Here is a 15,867-nt window from a genome sequence, read left to right as displayed (position 1 = left end):
ATCTCATTCCCCTATTCTTCATAACCATTTGGATGGCTGACATGCCAATCCCATGCTGTTTTGATAATTGCTTTGATATCTGTGTATTCAGGTTTCCAACCCAGAACCTCTCTCGCTTTTTCACTTGAAGCGACTAATCGGCTAGGATCTCCAGCTCTTCTTGGTGCTATTTCTGCTGGAATTTCTTTTCCTGTCACTTCTCTAGCTGCTTCTAGCATTTCCTTGACTGAGTATCCTTTGCTGCTGCCTAAATTGAAGAAGTTGCTTTCATTTCCTTCTTTCAAGTATTCCAAAGCTAAAATATGTGCAGCAATCAAATCTTCTACTTGAACATAATCTCTGATACATGTTCCATCTGGTGTATCATAATCGTCTCCATAAACAGCCAATGCTTTTCTTTGACCAAGAGCTACTTGTAAAATGATTGGGACAAGATGCGTTTCTGGTGTATGATCTTCTCCGATAGATGCATCTGCTTTTGCTCCGGCTACATTGAAGTAGCGCAAAGCGACATAGCGCATGCCATATGCTTGGTCACACCACTTCATCATTTTTTCCATCATCAATTTACTTTCACCATACGGATTTTTAGGATTAGCTGGTGTATCTTCTGTGATTGGAGACTCTTTTGGTTCTCCGTAAGTTGCTGCAGTAGAAGAGAACACGATTTTATTCACATTGAACTCGTGCATGACTTCAAGTAAGATTTGCATACCGTATACGTTGTTGTTGAAATACATCAATGGTTTTTCGACAGATTCTCCTACTAAAGAGCTTGCAGCAAAATGGATTACTCCTTCAATCGGTTCCTTTTCAAATACGGAACGTAGAAATTCTTTATCCCGGATGTCTCCTTCATAAAAATGAGCATCTGGATGTACTGCTTGTTTGTGACCTGTGAGCAAATTATCTACCACAGCTACTTGATACCCCTTTTGAACTAGCTGGTCTACAGCGTGCGAACCGATATAACCGGCTCCGCCTAGTACTAAAATTGTCATAAAAAACACTCCTTTGATTAGTAAAATTGTGTTTGTTGATTATATATAATTTAAAAAAACGAAGTTTACTTTTATGGTGAAAACAAACAAAGTAAAATTTCGTAAATTCATATGGTAAATTTATAATAAAACATTTAGTAAACATTTTCAAGGATTTTTTGCAAAGGTTTACAAACAAACGTAAAACTAGCCTTTTTTTCTCTTTTGTTCCATAATAGATATAACAAATAATAAATGAGGTGGATTCAATGAAAAAATTTGTATCTGGAATATTAGTAGGAAGTCTGGCAACAGCCGCTGCCGTTGCTGGTTTGGTCGCTTCTGTGAAAAAAACAGTGATCGATCCAATTGACGAAAAAGAAGCAATGATCGAAGAAAACCGTAAAAAAGCAATGCGCAAACGCGTTTCTCGTTAATAATTATTTAAAAACACGCATGAAGACTTGTGAAAGAACAGATAAGTCATCATGCGTATTTTTATTTGTCAGTCAATATAAGTTGTGCTATTTTATCTGCCTGTCTCAGATTCCATGGATCTGTATAAGGTCTAGCTACTGCTGCAGTTAGCCAATCCACACCTTCAACAGGTATTCCATAGCAATAAAAGTCAGACTGGATTTCCCCTGAAGCATCAATCACGCGATTCGTACCTCGCTCAACATCTATAGCTTCTGAATGATAACTTCCTGTATTATCTGAAAATGAAAAAGGGCGAACAAGTTTGTTTTCCTTCAAATTTTTTATGACAGGATTACTTGAACGAGAAAAGCTTGTTTGTGGCAATCGAGCTTCAATCAAATAGCGACTGCTGATTTCTTTATCTTGTAGAGAAATAACATAGCGGTTGTGCTTTTGCTGAATATCAAATGGCGGTTCGAACAAATGAAAAATACCCGCATCTATCAGTGCTGCTAATTCTTTCGTCCGAATGACTGGCGGACCGATCGTTAAAAAGCTATTTAGATGAGTAAACCATCCCCATAGTATTTCTTTGTATTCCTTTGCAGAAAAAACGTGCCATTCAATAGCCTGCCGGATTGGATCACGCCAGTCTTTTAATGCATCAAATGTTGAAGCAAATGCTCCTGTGCAATTGCCTTTTTCCGCTTCTTTTATCTGCCCTTCAATAAATGCTCGGCTAGCTTCTGCAAAGGACTCATCCTGATAGGTAAGAGGAATTTCTAAATACGACCAATCCCATCTATAAGGGATTAGTGCTGGATGCTTTCCGAGACACTCCTCTGAAGAGAGGGAGAGAAAATCATGCTCAAAATTTTTCTTTGGAATCGGCAAATGATATTCTTCGATGATTTTCTTGTAATAAAACAACTCAACGTCTTTTTTCAGATAGTCAAAAAATGTTTCGCCAGTCAAAAATCCCGACTGATGCCATTGCTCCAGGTTTTCTTTTGTTAGTAACCGTGGCCATGCCATTGATCCGCCTTGCTTTTGGTTTCTTCCTCGAGGGTAATAAGGGAGCCCCCTTCTTGATCCACTGTATACAATCGGTTCCTTGCCTGATGGATGATAGACAAGTTTTCCTTTTTCGTTCTCGAAGCGCCCTTCTCTTGATACTGTAAACAATCCGACATAATCAAAAAAACTTAAGCCTAGACCTCTTAAAAAGACATTTTCTTTAGGCGGTATCTTCGAAAGATCGACATCTGCAGGATTAGAAGGAAGCTGATACAGTAAATCATTTTTCTTTGCGTAGTCTACCCACACTCTTTCTTCTTCTGTCTCATCATTTTCCCAGTGACCGCTTGCTAAAACAAGCTGATCGATAGAATAGCTTTGCTGATCTGTCTGTAAAAGATAACCATCTTTTCTTTTGCTGACTTTTTTTACTAAAGAATAAACAAACTGAATAGAAGCTGGAAATTCTTCTTGCAACTTTGAGAAAAACCAGCGTTGATAGAGTCCGTATAAACATCGAGTAGATTGCTGATCTTTTTCCAGACGATTGATTTCTTCTATAATTAGTTGCTTATTTTTGGTTACCGTCTGTTCGATATAATCTGTAGCAGGTCCTTTACTCCATTGAAACAAGTTGGGTCCCTGTGTTACCAATCCTCCACTGGACAATGTTTCATCTGTAAAAAGCGTCACTTGTTGAGAAACAGAATTCATTAATAACTCCGGTGGCTGATTCAACCGCCAAACTCGACCTCCAGGACCATTGGGATCGAAAAGAAAAAGTTCAAGAGAATGTCTGTCCTGATTATTATGGAGAATCCTTTCTGCTATACTTAATCCTCTAGGTCCGGCACCAATGATCCCTATTTTCATTTGCATGCCTCCATTTCGATAAATTTTTTCAATAAAACAGCATGGTTCTGATGTTCATTTTTTGCACCATAAACAAAAGTAATGACTGGATGTTCTTTCATAAGTTGACTGAGTTTAAAAATAGCTTGCTTCTTTTCTTCTTCGAAAATCAATTCTTGCTGGTATTTCTTTGCAAATGAAGCAAATCGTTCTGGTACATGGTCAAAAGTTTTGCGTGCTTCATTACTAGGTGCAATTTCTTTCAACCACAGATCTAACTGCGCTTTTTCTTTTGAAATTCCTCGTGGCCAGAACCTATCCACGAGTATTCTATAGCCATCCTCTTTTTCAGCATCAAGGTAAACACGTTTTAATTTGATCATAGTTGTTTCCTTCTTTCTGCCTTTTCGCTTAGCTTATATATGTAGATAATAGCACAAAATAAAAAAAATGAACGGCACAACTATCCATTGCGCCGTTCATGTGATCTTGGTCAAAATCTAATGATTGATTCGGTTTTTAAAGCTGTCATACAATCATCTGTTTTATACTTTTTTACTTTTGATTTTTCCAGACCATCCGTCATATCCACCCTTAAGTAAATAAATCTCTTGATAACCTGCTTTACGTAATTTATTTGCTGTACGGATGCTCAAGCTTTTCTTTTGATCGTAAATATAGACAGGCTGGTCTTTTCGAATAGATCCTAATGAATCTTTCAAAACAGTGTAAGGGATGTTTCTTGCACCTAAAATATGCCCAGCATCAAACACATCTTTTTCGCGAACATCGATTACTTGTGCTTTTCTCATTCCTTCTCGAAATTCTTCTTCTGTCAAAGTCGTTGCTGAACGCTTGGCCATTACTCGTAGATAGACTTCCCAAAAGATGATTGCAAGCACAATCAATAGCAAAATGATATTAATTACCCATAAAACCATGTAATGCCTCCGTTTTTTTAAGCAAATTTCAAGGCTAATGAGGCAGCACCAATGACACCAGCTTCATTACCAAGCTCTGCTAATTTGATTTTTGTTGATTCTCTTACTTGCGGGAAAGTAAATTCTTTAAAATATTTCTCTACACGGCTACGTAAAAATTCTCCTGCTGCCGATACTCCTCCACCTAACACAATACTTGACGGATTCAATGTATTCCCCAAGTTGGCGCAAGCTAAACCTAAGTAGAAGCATACGCGATCAACAACCATCAATGCAAACGGATCGTCTTCTTGAGCCATTTCAAAGATATCTTTACTTGTTACTTCTTCACCGTTGTCTAACATTGCTTTCAGTTTTGAATCTCCTGCGTATTCTTCTGCCAAGTAACGACCTAGACGTACCACACCAGTAGCGCTAGACACAGTTTCTAAACATCCGCGTTTACCGCAAGTACATTCGAACCCTTCAGGATCCACAGTGATATGGCCGATCTCTCCGCCTGCTCCGCTCACGCCGTGAATCAAATTTCCGCCAGCAACGATACCACCGCCAACACCTGTTCCTAGAGTAACGAATACAACGTCTGGATCGTTTTCTCCAGCACCTTTCCATCGTTCACCTAAAGCAGCAACATTCGCATCATTATCGATAGCGAATTTGATTCCTGTTCCTGCCTCGATCAGTTTTTTCACAAATTGAACTTCTGTCCAGTTTAAGTTATACGCACCAATAACCGTTCCAGCTTCGCTGTCCACGCTTCCTGGGGTACCCATGCCGATTCCGATAAAGTCTTCGGCTTTCATATTATATAAATTCAAACGATGGTTGATTGATTCAATGATTTCAGGAACGATATGCTTACCATCATCCAAAATATTGGTATCGATGCTCCATTTTTGTTGAATCTCTCCTTCTGGTGTTAAAATTGCAAATTTTGCTGTTGTTCCACCTAAATCAATCCCAATAATCTTCTTGTCCATTACAAATTTCCTTTCTTTCGGCTTTCTTCAATTCGGTGCTCTCTTTTTAATATGCGCCACGCTGTCATGTATGTATCATGATCAATCAAACGGCTATCATACAGATTACGCAATTCGATAGTCATTAATTCAATGTCATAGATGCGTGCACCCACATAGATAAAGATGCCAAATTTTTTGAACAGCTGCTGTACATCATATAAGCTCTCCATCTTTAAGCACTTCCTTCATATTATACAAGTAAACCATATTTTTTTAAACCCAGTAAAATACATATTACAAAAAGAAATACAAAAACTAGTGTAGAAAGAATCCTTTGGTGTATCGAATAGCTTGTCTGTTGTTTCGGTAGACCCAAAACATTCCCTAACACTAATCCGCCAATTAGCCCACCGACATGTCCCCAAACATCTACAGAGGTATCCAGAAGACCAAAAACAAATGTCAACACAATAAATAAAAGAAAATGTCTGACTAGCTGCTGGATCGCTGGGTTATGTTTAAAATGAAACCCTAAGATAAACAACGCACCGAACAAACCGAATATCGAAGTACTCGCACCACCAGACAGAACATTCGCTTCGTTAAAAGCAAAGCTTGCTGTATTTCCCATTATCCCGCTGAACATATAAATCAAGAAAAAACGCCAATGGCCATAGATTGCCTCGATTTGCTGCCCCATAAAATACAGTATCAGTGAGTTCATTACGAAATGCATCAGTCCAAAATGGATGAAGATTGGTGTCACTAAACGCCACCATTCATTGAAGTGAACAAGATAAGGACCATACATTCCGGCATAATAAGGGATCTCAAGTCGCGGAAATAATTCCATCATGAGGAAGACCGCTGTCTGTATCCCTAAAAAAGCATAGGTCCATAACGGTCGTCTTAACCATGCACGCAATTTTATTTGCTGTTGATAATTCATGAAAACCTCCCATTTCATTTTAGTCAATAAACAATTGTTGGATCTTCTGATCAAAGCTCTCCGGTTGCCATTGTTCATTCAATTGTTCACGAAAAACAAGGCTACATGTTTTTTTATGAAAATTATTTAAATACCGGTCGTAATAACCACCGCCAAAACCGATTCGATAACCGGCTCTATTGTAGATAATACCTGGTACAATGAGGAGATCGATCATCTCCGGCAAATAGAGCTTCTCTGATTGTGGCTCAAGAACACCAAAACTCGAACGTACAAGAACGGACTGTTCATCCATTTCATAAAACGCCATCTGACGTTTCGGCAAAGTTTTAGGTACAACTATTTTCTTTTGTTCTTTTTCTGCTCGTTGGATAACCGGCTGTGTATCCAGTTCAAATTCATTCGATAAAGTCGTCCCTATCACTTTTGCTGACTTCCAGTACTCGCTGGCGAATAGCTGTTTATAGATTCGCTGTTCTTTTTCCTTTTTCTTGCCACTTTTGGCCAGATTTTTCAGCTTTTCGATTCCTTTCCGGCGTAATCTTACTTTCAATTGGTCCAAAAACTCACCCTTCCTTCTCTCATAAAATGGTATAGGAAAAAAAGAAAAATAGCAATCGAACTTTCAAATAAATGCATAAATAGAATAAAAAGAAGACCTAGAAATGATTGACCTTCCTTTTTTAATGAATTTCAACTGTTCAGCGCGTGTTTTTGTCTGATAAAAAGTGCATACAGAAAATATGGCGCACCAAAAAGGGCAATCAAAATTCCTGTAGGTACTTCCCCACTTGGTAGAATCACTCTAGCAACCATATCTGCACTAAGCACAAAAATGGAACCGAACAAACCGCTCAGAACAAAGGTCCAGTTATTTTCTTTACGTACGACTAGCTTCGCAGCATGAGGAGCTAGTAGTCCTACAAAAGATAAACTACCTGTCACCGCTACACTACCGCTTGCCAAAGCAACAGCTAACAACAAAAGGATTTTTTGACTTTTAGCCACGTTAAGGCCTAATCCTTGCGCGCGTTCTTGACCAAATGATAGCAATCCAATCCTCTGTGCATAAAGTCCTCCTAGCGGAATTAAGATAACCGCCCATGGAAGCAATGCCCAAACATAAGGCCAGCTCGCACCCCAGATTGATCCCGCTAACCATGCATTCACAAATCCATAATTTTCCTTAGATAATTGGATCGTGCATAGCAATGTTAATGCAGAAAGGCCGGCATTAACGGCAATACCGGACAATAAGATTCGATTCATACCCAAAAAGCCATTTCGATCATAGGCCGCAAGATAGACACAGCAAGCAGCTAAAACACCACCTAGAAAGGCTACAACTAGCAATAGAAACGGCAGCGAATAGTGCGAAAAGAAACCTAAATAAAGCATCACTAAAAATCCTGCTCCGGCATTAATGCCCAATATACTAGAATCTGCCAATTCATTTCTTGTTACTCCTTGCAAGATATAACCAGAAACGCCAAGACAAGCTCCTGCTAATAAACTGATCAGTAATCGAGGAACTCGAAATTCTCTAACAATCAGCGCCAAAGAAGATGATTCTTTCCCTATGAACGTGGCAAAAAGCTGATCCAGGTAAATAAAAGGCGTACCAATCATTAAACTACCTATAGACAGGATGACAAGTACAAAAAGCAAGAAATAAAACGTCCAATATATTTTTTTCACCGTTGTTCCCTCCTTACTTGTATCAGTAAAAACGGAACGCCAATCAATGCAATGACTAATCCAAAAGGTGTTTCAAAAGGGGGATTGATCATCCTCGCTGTAAAATCCGCCAACATAACCAATCCACCGCCAACTAAAAAAGAGACAGGTAGAACATAACGATAGTCCGTTCCAACCATTCCACGAACAACTGGCGGAACCAACAGTCCAATAAAGGAGACTGGACCGACTAACGAAACTGCTATGGCTGCCAACACTGCGACTAGACAGAAAACAATCAACCGCGTTCGTTTAGGATGACTTCCAAGAGCTAATGCATGTGTTTCACTCAAATGAATCAAAGATATTGCTTTTCCTAATGAAAAAGAAACCAAAACAGCAAGTATATATAAAGGAAACAATACTGCTAATTGTTTCCATGTGATATTGGCAGCTCCGCCTACAAACCAAAAAGCAAGATCCTGCTGCAGATTAAAGAATTGGGTCAGTGCTTGGCTGATAGCAGTAAAAAAAGAACTAATAGCTACGCCAGCTAAAATCAGCTGTAAAGGATTCATGCCCATTTTCGAAAACTGCAAAAAACCAAATACGAGCAAAGTTACAGCAAAAGAACCTGCCAATGACATTAGAAATACAGAAAAATCAGAAGCTTTAGGCCAAAAAGCAAAACTAAGGGCCATTGCCAACGAAGCACCCGCGTTGATTCCTAGTAAGCCTGAATCTGCTAAAGGATTTCTTGTCACTCCTTGCATCAATGCACCGCTCAATGCAAAACAACTCCCTACAAGAAATGCTCCCGCCACACGAGGCAAACGAATATTTCGTATGATTTGGTGACTTTGTTTTGATCTATCAAAATCAAACAACGCCTGCCAAAAATCTGCTTTTCCCACAGTCGCTGCGCCATTTGAAAGAGCAACAAAAAAAATAATCAAAAGAACAAAACAGACCAAAAGCAGGAGTCTATTTTTCTTCATAGTCCTCATAATTGATCCTCCTGCTCTTTTGGCAACAAATCATAGGTTAGAAAAACTGGTTTATTTGTTCTTGGAAGCGTGACAATCGTTGCATCAATCTCAAATATTTTTTTCATACACTCTTTTGTGATCACTTCTTCAGGTGTACCTTCTGTGATCAACTTACCGTTTTTCATTGCTAATAAATAATCTGAAAAACGTGAAGCATGATTAATGTCATGAATCGACATCAAGATCGTTGTTTGTTTCATTTGATTGATTTCAGTCAATAACTGTAGGATCTCTAATTGGTGTGCCGGATCTAAAAATGTTGTCGGTTCATCCAAGATCAAGATATCTGTTTCCTGAGCAAGCGCCATAGCGATCCAGACACGCTGGGTTTGTCCACCAGACAGCGTTGCGATATCCCGCATACGAAATCCAGCTAGACCTGTAGCATCCAACGCCCACTCGATTGCTTCATGATCTTGCGTGTCCATGCCACTGAACAGTTTTTGATAAGGGTATCGTCCGTAAGATACTACTTCTTCTACTGTCATACCTGTAGGGTGTTCACTAGTTTGTGCTAATAATGCAATTTTTTTTGCAAGTTCTTTTGAACTGTATGTAGAGATATCAGAGTTATTGACAATGATCTTTCCTGATTTCACAGGTAGTATACGGGTAAAACTTTTCAATAAAGTAGATTTTCCACTTCCATTTGGCCCAATCAAACTAGTGATTTTCCCTTCAGGAATCGTAACAGACATGTTTTCAATGATTTTTTTGTTTTCGTAGCCGGCTGCAATGTCAGCTGCTCTTAATCTCGTCATTTCACCCATCCTTTCGCTGAAAATCATTCTCAATTATGACGCTGTTTCAACATTTCGTCAAGCGCTACTTTCATATCTATAGCCAAATGAAGCGGTTGACAGCGTTCGAAATATCAGGAATAATAACCAATGAGAAAGATTCTCAATTATGTCAGGAGGAAAGAAATGAAATTAAAAACAAAAGTATTCACATTATCTAGCATATTGCTGCTGGCTGGAGTACTGAGCGCTTGCTCCCCCTCTTCAGATAAAGAAACAGCTACAACTGCCAATTCGACGACTTCATCCAATAGTACTCATACAGTCACAGATACACTTGGACATAAAGTAGAGATTCCAAACGCGCCCAAACGGATCATCGGCAGTTACTTAGAAGACTATCTGATTGCACTAGGGGAAAAACCTATCGCCCAGTGGACTGTTGGCAGTGGTTCCATTCAAGATTATCTGCAAGATGATTTAAAGGATGTCCCAACGATTTCTTATGACCTTCCTTATGAGAAAGTGTTAAGCTTTGAACCTGATTTGCTGTTGATTTCTTCTTCCGCTACTGTCGAAGGCGGGAAATACGAACAATATAGCAAAATCGCGCCAACTTATGTTGTAAAAAACGGAACAGATGTCACATGGGAAGAACAACTAAAAGATGTCGGCAAAGCTTTGGCAAAAGAAAAAGAGGCAGAAAAAATCATTTCCGATTATCAAAAATCCATCAAGAAAACTCGAGAAGAACTAGCAGATAAAATCGAGAACAAGACAGCTGCAGTGTTGTGGGTGACCAACAACTCAGCCTTTATGGTCAGCAAAAATCGGTCAAGTGGAAGAATCGTATACGACGATCTGGAATTTGGTGTTCCTGATCTAGTGGAAGAGGTCTCCAAAAAAGCCACTTCTGACTGGTCTGCTGTTTCCTCTGAAAAGCTAGCTGAATTAGATGCTGACTACATCATCCTTGTGAACAGTGACAAAGATGCTGCCATGTTCAATGAACCAAGCTGGAAGAATCTTAAAGCAGTGACAGACAATCATGTACTGCAATTCGGACCTGAATCTAGCTGGCTATATAACGGACCTATTGCCAGTCAGGAAATGGTCAATGATATCAAAGAAAAACTAAATTGATTTTAACTAAAAAAAGCATCTTCACGATTAGTCGTGAGATGCTTTTGTTCTTATTAACAAACTAGACGCATAGATTTTATTCTTCTTTTGAAGCAACCCTATTTTTTACTCTTTCCCATTTTTGAAAACGATGGGCATATAGATTTTCTTGATCCGTTATCCCCTCATACTCCTCTATAAGGGCGAAGTCTGAAAAATCAATATTCCCAATATACGTATCGCCTTCAAACGTGCTATCGATCAATGTTCGCCAGATCCGACCAGTGTAAGGAAGAAGTTCTTGAAAAATCCGACTACCACCCGAAACATAGATATCTTCTGAGATCGTTTGACTATACGACAAAAGTTCATCAATCGAATGCATTACTTCCGCATTTTCTTTCGTACGGAAATTTGGTTGCGTTGTCAACACGATGATATGACGATAAGGAAGTGAAAGATCCCCCATTCCTTCATAGGTCTTTCTTCCCATCACTAAAATTCGATCCATTGTATGTTCGCGAAAGAAACGCATATCATTTGGCAATCGCCATGGTAACAAACCATTTTTGCCGATCAGACCATTTTTATCTTGTGCCCACATGGAAATAAACATATTATCCGCTCCTTATGATTTTAGATGTTTTGAGATAAAAAAAGTCTCAATTCTTTGACCAGCAAGGAATTGAGAACTTTAAAAACATTATTTTGTTTCACGGTGCAAAGTAACTTTGCGTTCGCGTGGGCAATATTTTTGTTTTTCCAAACGATCAGGATTGTTACGTTTGTTTTTGCTTGTTAGATAGTTACGTTCTTTACAAGAAGTACACTCTAAAGTGATGTTTACGCGCATGATTTTCCCTCCCATTTTTACAAGAATCCTCTAAGATGACTCTCAGACTTGATTATCTTACCATGATTTTTTCCAGATTGCTAGTGTTTTTCACGATTTTGTTAAGTAAAACTACTTGACGATAAATACAACGGTTTTACTTCTCAGACAAAATCTTTTTCTTTTTGTATAAATACCCTTACACTTGTTTATAGAGACTATGTTTTTTTAAATAAAGGGGGATACTAATATGCCATGGAACATGAAGGACTTTCCTGCATCAATGAAAAACTTAGATAAACTGACAAGAAAAAAGGCGATCGACATCGCAAATGCTCTATTAGACGAGGGTTACCCTGATAGCCGTGCGATCCCAATTGCCATTGATCAAGCAAAAGAGTGGTATGAAAATGCTAGTGAATCAGAAAGACGAACATTCGAAAAAGAAAAAAATCCAAGTAAGTCGGATAAACATGATACGAATCCTCGTGCCGGAAAATTGCTTGATTCAGATGTGATCGTAGAATATGCCGAAGAACAATGGATCGTGAAATCTAAAGGAGCAAAAAAGGCTAGCAACCATTTTGATACAAAGAAAGAAGCGATCGAAAAAGGAAAGCAAGTAGCACAAAACAAAGAATCAACTTTGGTCATTTATAAAAAAGATGGGACAAAAGAAAAAGAAATCGATTATTGAACATATGTAAAGGGGTTGTGACGAAAATCGTGTCACAACCCCTTATGTTCGAAACAATGGTGTTCCTCTGCCAAATCCGAACCACAAGTCATAATATCTATAAAACGGGAAGAGCTGTTTTTTTTAATTGTTTCTTATCACTCGGTGTTAAACGGTAGGAGCAAACCTATTTTTTATTGATATTTGATTTTCATCAAACAGTCACATAGTCGATTGCTTCTGCTTGCGGAATCGTTTCATCTACAAAGTAGACTTTATACCATGTCAAGAAACTGAAGATTGTCCAGATTTTTCTTTGCTCTTCTTTACGTCCTTCGTGATGGTCATCTAGCAACTTCATGATTTTTTCTTGATCAAAAAATTCTTTTGCAAAATCTGCTTCGAATAATGCTTTGACTTGTTCGTAGCCGTGTTCTTCTTTCAACCAAGCTTTGATTGGCACAGGGAATCCTAATTTCACACGATTCGACCATTCTTCCGGAAGATGTTTGTTCGCAGCTTGTCTGAAAATATCTTTTGTGTTGTTTTGATTCAATAAGAACTTACTTGGTATTTGTTGAGCCAATTTCATGACTTCGATATCCAATAAAGGTACTCGGACTTCCAAAGAACTTGCCATAGAAAGTTTATCTGCCTTCAACAAGATATCTTTTGGCATCCATTGATGAAGATCGACATATTGCATCTTATTGACTTCATCTTTGATTCCTTCTGTTTTCTCGTAATGAACAGTCATGATTTCATCCACAGATGGTGCTGTTTGATATTTTGGTGTCAACACTTCTGATGCTTCTGATTCTTCGAACACTCGAGCATGACCGATAAAATATTCTTTTGCAGGAGCAAGTGATTCATATAAATGGATCCGTCCATGGAAATTTTTCATTTTTCCGATTTTACGTCCTAAATTATAGCGTGTTCCTTTTGGTAATTTTTTCAATCCTTGAGCAATCACACGGATGAATTTTGAATTCGTATGGAATCCATACGTTTGGTATCCCGCAAACAGTTCATCCGCCCCTTCTCCAGATTGGACTACCCGCACGCTTTGTGAAGCAAGATTTGCTAAAAAGTACAAAGGTACGCAAGAAGGATTTGAATCAGGTTCATCTAAGTGATACTGGATCAAAGGGAATGCTTTGAACGACATGTCTCCGTCGATCACTGCTGCTGTATTATCTAAATCCAATAGTTCGGTTAGTTTTCTGGCTTCAATCGCTTCATTATAGGTTTTATCATCAAACCCGATTGAGAAAGAATGATCTGGTTTCAATACAGAGGTTACATAACTGGAATCAACCCCGCTGGATAAGAAAGAACCAACTTCTACATCACTGACCGTATGTGCTTCAATAGAAGCTTGAACGGTTTCGTCGATTTTTTCGATCCATTCTTGTCGGGAATGCGTTTCTTTTGTTTCAAAATCTGCATCCCAATATTGCTGAATGTCTAGTTTTCCATCTTTATACGTATAATAATGGCCTTCAGGCAAACGATAGACATCTTTGAAGAATGTTTCGCCGTTTAATGGAGAATATTGGAAAGTCATATAAGGTTTCAACGCTTCTTTGTTCAATTCTTTGTTAAAATCAGGATGAGGCAGAAAACTTTTGATTTCTGAACCAAACATAAATGTTCCGTTCATTTCTGCATAATAATATGGTTTGATCCCAAAGTGGTCTCTTGCACCGAATAACTCATTCTTTTCATTATCCCAAATAGCAAAAGCAAACATTCCGCGGATCTTTTGCAATAATTCTGTTCCCCATTCTTCGTAACCATGCAAAAGGACTTCTGTATCTGCATGTGTTTGAAAAACGTGGCCAGCTGCAATCAATTCTTCTCTCAAAGGCTGGTAATTATAGATTTCGCCATTAAAAATAATGATCTTTGTCCGATCTTCATTGTAAATAGGCTGAGTACCGCCCTCTAAGTCAATAATACTTAATCTTCTGAATCCTAAAGCAACATGTTTATCGATATATTCTCCTGAACTATTAGGTCCACGGTGAACGATTCGATCCATCATTGTATTAATAATTGTTTTTTTGTTGTCCTTGTCGTTAACAAAACCTACAATACCGCACATTTAACTTTCACATCCTAATATAAAATTACTGTTTATTTCATTCATATGCATCTTATCATAGAATAAATAGCGGACGAATATTTTCTCTCTTACAGTTTCGTCACGTGAAAACAAAAGATGAAAGTTTCTGTTTTTACAGAAAATAAAGTCCCAATATCTAATTTACCATGTTTTCTTTTTTGAGGCTATCTTATTCTCTTCGTGTTAAAAAAATATTAGTGGATGCTATTTCCAAAAAAACCAGCAAAAAAAGACACGACCTAAAGATCGTGTCTAATTATGACTGTATCAGAAAATATGATACCAAACGGATCTATTCATTAATTAATTGACATAGTTTATCTGTTGCTCTTTTATGACTGGATAACTGACCAATTCATGACGATCCAAGTCTTCTTTATTCATATTTACAGCAGTAATTTGACTGTCTTCATACGTACGATAATAATAAATCCCTTTATCAACGTTACAGCAAGAAGAATAAATCGTATATTCGTATTTTCCTTCTCCAGTATCTCATACTCCTTTTTGTTGCTCGACTGAGCCTAGTATATGAAAAAATTGACTGATACTTTCAGATTCTGAATCACCTGATGCAGCATTCATTTTAGTAAATGTGGCTTTTACAAATCGAGAAACAGAAGAGAGAACTCCAGGTAAGCCCAATCCTCCCATCCCACGACTATAAACATCCAAGCTGATCTGGTTTGAAAAATGATTTTCTGGTGTTCCATTTGATAGCGAGCGATAATTGTTCAGATTAAATAATTGATAATCAAATGGTGGATTATTTGTCAACACACCGACAGGATTATCATATAAATGAAGTCCATCTTTCATACTTTCAATTACTATCGATTTTTCTTTATCAGCTAATAACCAGTGTAAAGGTGACAAGGGTAGTTTTTCACTAAAATCGATATTGACTAGATTGATAGTAGCCAATAATTCTTTAGCTTCGTCTATGGTTGAGCATTGCCCTAGTATCCATGGAATAAACTCAAATGGTGCAACGTTATCTTTTCCTTCTTGTAATTCTTTATAATCAGCATTGCCAGGAAAATTCAGTCCTGCCATACTCAATCCTTTTTCATTTGTAGCCTCATAATAGAGTGGATAGTTGGCTACCCCAGCTGCTATCCCAATCATTGCATAATGTTTATCTAAATTTTTTACCTTTCTAAAATCGAAACGATAATTTCTTGGAGTAATAGTGACTACTTCATTATAAGACATCTCATAATCAAAATTCCTTCCAAAATAATGGTCTTTCGTCGCATAAGTGATTGCGGTACACATCGTTTTCCCTCCTAAAACAAATCGTTTTTACACTTTTATCTTACATCTAGTATTTTTTTTTATCAAAAAAAAGGCCAAAGAAGATTGATTTACTAGCATTTATAAAAAATAGTACTCAGGGGGAATCAAAAAATATTGTAGGCTAAAAGTACAACAAAAATAAGGGGCTGTGACAAAAGCCTTGTCACAGCCCCTTATTCCGAACAAACGGTGTTCAAAAGCTTGCATCTGCGGTAATAAG

The 15,867-nt window shown here is 38.0% G+C and carries 17 protein-coding genes and 1 pseudogene; 3 read left to right on the top strand and 15 right to left on the bottom strand.

Annotated elements, in window-relative coordinates; all coding sequences use genetic code 11:
* Positions 1-11: 11 nt before the first annotated feature.
* Entirely contained in the window at positions 12-1,001 is a 990-nt protein-coding gene (gene galE, locus PYW34_RS04615; RefSeq protein ID WP_002293897.1) for a UDP-glucose 4-epimerase GalE, read from the bottom strand.
* A gap of 248 nt (positions 1,002-1,249) precedes the next feature.
* Between galE and PYW34_RS04610 the strand changes: the two genes are divergently transcribed.
* Positions 1,250-1,417, top strand: coding sequence for a DUF3042 family protein (locus PYW34_RS04610; RefSeq protein WP_002288457.1), 168 nt, complete (start codon positions 1,250-1,252; stop codon positions 1,415-1,417).
* 61 nt (positions 1,418-1,478) lie between these two features.
* Here PYW34_RS04610 and PYW34_RS04605 read toward each other — a convergent pair whose 3' ends face one another.
* From PYW34_RS04605 to PYW34_RS04560, 10 genes are all read right to left on the bottom strand, one after another.
* Positions 1,479-3,290: an FAD/NAD(P)-binding protein gene (locus PYW34_RS04605; RefSeq protein ID WP_002293899.1), complete on the bottom strand. Its 1,812-nt coding sequence runs from the start codon at positions 3,288-3,290 to the stop codon at positions 1,479-1,481.
* Entirely contained in the window at positions 3,287-3,652 is a 366-nt protein-coding gene (locus PYW34_RS04600; protein ID WP_002288459.1) for a DUF488 domain-containing protein, read from the bottom strand. Before PYW34_RS04600 ends, PYW34_RS04605 begins: the two co-directional genes overlap by 4 nt.
* Positions 3,653-3,814: 162 nt before the next feature.
* Positions 3,815-4,210: a rhodanese-like domain-containing protein gene (locus tag PYW34_RS04595; RefSeq protein ID WP_002293900.1), complete on the bottom strand. Its 396-nt coding sequence runs from the start codon at positions 4,208-4,210 to the stop codon at positions 3,815-3,817.
* Between the two features lie 17 nt (positions 4,211-4,227).
* Complete coding sequence (locus PYW34_RS04590; protein WP_002293901.1) at positions 4,228-5,190, bottom strand: ROK family glucokinase; 963 nt, start codon at positions 5,188-5,190, stop codon at positions 4,228-4,230.
* Positions 5,190-5,402, bottom strand: a complete 213-nt coding sequence (locus tag PYW34_RS04585; protein WP_002293902.1) for a YqgQ family protein — start codon at positions 5,400-5,402, stop codon at positions 5,190-5,192. The genes PYW34_RS04590 and PYW34_RS04585 overlap by 1 nt, the downstream gene beginning before the upstream one ends.
* Positions 5,403-5,422: 20 nt before the next feature.
* Positions 5,423-6,121 carry a rhomboid family intramembrane serine protease gene (locus PYW34_RS04580; protein WP_002289885.1) on the bottom strand — a complete coding sequence of 233 codons (699 nt, stop codon included), beginning with the start codon at positions 6,119-6,121 and terminating at the stop codon, positions 5,423-5,425.
* A gap of 19 nt (positions 6,122-6,140) precedes the next feature.
* Complete coding sequence (locus PYW34_RS04575; RefSeq protein ID WP_002289886.1) at positions 6,141-6,683, bottom strand: 5-formyltetrahydrofolate cyclo-ligase; 543 nt, start codon at positions 6,681-6,683, stop codon at positions 6,141-6,143.
* A 131-nt stretch (positions 6,684-6,814) separates the two neighbouring features.
* Positions 6,815-7,819, bottom strand: a complete 1,005-nt coding sequence (locus PYW34_RS04570; protein WP_002293903.1) for a FecCD family ABC transporter permease — start codon at positions 7,817-7,819, stop codon at positions 6,815-6,817.
* Complete coding sequence (locus tag PYW34_RS04565) at positions 7,816-8,805, bottom strand: FecCD family ABC transporter permease (protein WP_002293904.1); 990 nt, start codon at positions 8,803-8,805, stop codon at positions 7,816-7,818. The genes PYW34_RS04570 and PYW34_RS04565 overlap by 4 nt, the downstream gene beginning before the upstream one ends.
* Complete coding sequence (locus PYW34_RS04560) at positions 8,802-9,608, bottom strand: ABC transporter ATP-binding protein (protein ID WP_002293905.1); 807 nt, start codon at positions 9,606-9,608, stop codon at positions 8,802-8,804. The genes PYW34_RS04565 and PYW34_RS04560 overlap by 4 nt, the downstream gene beginning before the upstream one ends.
* Positions 9,609-9,773: 165 nt before the next feature.
* On the opposite strand from PYW34_RS04560, the gene PYW34_RS04555 reads away from it, so the two are divergent.
* A complete protein-coding gene (locus tag PYW34_RS04555; protein ID WP_002293906.1) occupies positions 9,774-10,730 on the top strand; it encodes an ABC transporter substrate-binding protein in 957 nt (318 codons plus the stop codon).
* 76 nt (positions 10,731-10,806) lie between these two features.
* On the opposite strand, the gene PYW34_RS04550 is transcribed toward PYW34_RS04555, so the two are convergent.
* Both PYW34_RS04550 and rpmG read right to left on the bottom strand, forming a co-directional pair.
* Complete coding sequence (locus PYW34_RS04550) at positions 10,807-11,325, bottom strand: dihydrofolate reductase (RefSeq protein ID WP_002296121.1); 519 nt, start codon at positions 11,323-11,325, stop codon at positions 10,807-10,809.
* 87 nt (positions 11,326-11,412) lie between these two features.
* A complete protein-coding gene (rpmG, locus tag PYW34_RS04545) occupies positions 11,413-11,577 on the bottom strand; it encodes a 50S ribosomal protein L33 (RefSeq protein WP_002293909.1) in 165 nt (54 codons plus the stop codon).
* Between the two features lie 214 nt (positions 11,578-11,791).
* Between rpmG and PYW34_RS04540 the strand changes: the two genes are divergently transcribed.
* On the top strand, positions 11,792-12,238 hold the full coding sequence (locus PYW34_RS04540) for a DUF2188 domain-containing protein (RefSeq protein WP_002293914.1): 447 nt from the start codon (positions 11,792-11,794) through the stop codon (positions 12,236-12,238).
* A gap of 193 nt (positions 12,239-12,431) precedes the next feature.
* Here the strand turns inward: PYW34_RS04540 and asnB are convergent, their stop codons facing one another.
* Positions 12,432-14,327 (bottom strand): asparagine synthase (glutamine-hydrolyzing), encoded by a 1,896-nt coding sequence (gene asnB / locus PYW34_RS04535; protein WP_002293915.1) that lies wholly within the window; start codon positions 14,325-14,327, stop codon positions 12,432-12,434.
* 324 nt (positions 14,328-14,651) lie between these two features.
* A pseudogene (gene bsh, locus PYW34_RS04530) lies at positions 14,652-15,626 on the bottom strand (choloylglycine hydrolase).
* Positions 15,627-15,867 lie beyond the last annotated feature (241 nt).

It is taken from the genome of Enterococcus faecium (assembly GCF_029023785.1).
In the GTDB taxonomy this organism is placed as follows: Bacteria; Bacillota; Bacilli; order Lactobacillales; family Enterococcaceae; genus Enterococcus_B; species Enterococcus_B faecium.
This window is presented reverse-complemented; position numbering and strand designations above follow the sequence as displayed.

What these genes read in the sequence shown, in the direction of transcription:
- PYW34_RS04600 (WP_002288459.1), bottom strand. Translation starts at nt 3,652, where the DNA reads ATGATCAAATTAAAACGTGTTTACCTTGATGCTGAAAAAGAGGATGGC.
- PYW34_RS04565 (WP_002293904.1), bottom strand. Translation starts at nt 8,805, where the DNA reads ATGAGGACTATGAAGAAAAATAGACTCCTGCTTTTGGTCTGTTTTGTT.
- PYW34_RS04585 (WP_002293902.1), bottom strand. Translation starts at nt 5,402, where the DNA reads ATGGAGAGCTTATATGATGTACAGCAGCTGTTCAAAAAATTTGGCATC.
- PYW34_RS04580 (WP_002289885.1), bottom strand. Translation starts at nt 6,121, where the DNA reads ATGAATTATCAACAGCAAATAAAATTGCGTGCATGGTTAAGACGACCG.
- asnB (WP_002293915.1), bottom strand. Translation starts at nt 14,327, where the DNA reads ATGTGCGGTATTGTAGGTTTTGTTAACGACAAGGACAACAAAAAAACA.
- PYW34_RS04595 (WP_002293900.1), bottom strand. Translation starts at nt 4,210, where the DNA reads ATGGTTTTATGGGTAATTAATATCATTTTGCTATTGATTGTGCTTGCA.
- PYW34_RS04590 (WP_002293901.1), bottom strand. Translation starts at nt 5,190, where the DNA reads ATGGACAAGAAGATTATTGGGATTGATTTAGGTGGAACAACAGCAAAA.
- PYW34_RS04540 (WP_002293914.1), top strand. Translation starts at nt 11,792, where the DNA reads ATGCCATGGAACATGAAGGACTTTCCTGCATCAATGAAAAACTTAGAT.
- galE (WP_002293897.1), bottom strand. Translation starts at nt 1,001, where the DNA reads ATGACAATTTTAGTACTAGGCGGAGCCGGTTATATCGGTTCGCACGCT.
- PYW34_RS04605 (WP_002293899.1), bottom strand. Translation starts at nt 3,290, where the DNA reads ATGAAAATAGGGATCATTGGTGCCGGACCTAGAGGATTAAGTATAGCA.
- PYW34_RS04555 (WP_002293906.1), top strand. Translation starts at nt 9,774, where the DNA reads ATGAAATTAAAAACAAAAGTATTCACATTATCTAGCATATTGCTGCTG.
- PYW34_RS04550 (WP_002296121.1), bottom strand. Translation starts at nt 11,325, where the DNA reads ATGTTTATTTCCATGTGGGCACAAGATAAAAATGGTCTGATCGGCAAA.
- PYW34_RS04560 (WP_002293905.1), bottom strand. Translation starts at nt 9,608, where the DNA reads ATGACGAGATTAAGAGCAGCTGACATTGCAGCCGGCTACGAAAACAAA.
- rpmG (WP_002293909.1), bottom strand. Translation starts at nt 11,577, where the DNA reads ATGGGAGGGAAAATCATGCGCGTAAACATCACTTTAGAGTGTACTTCT.
- PYW34_RS04610 (WP_002288457.1), top strand. Translation starts at nt 1,250, where the DNA reads ATGAAAAAATTTGTATCTGGAATATTAGTAGGAAGTCTGGCAACAGCC.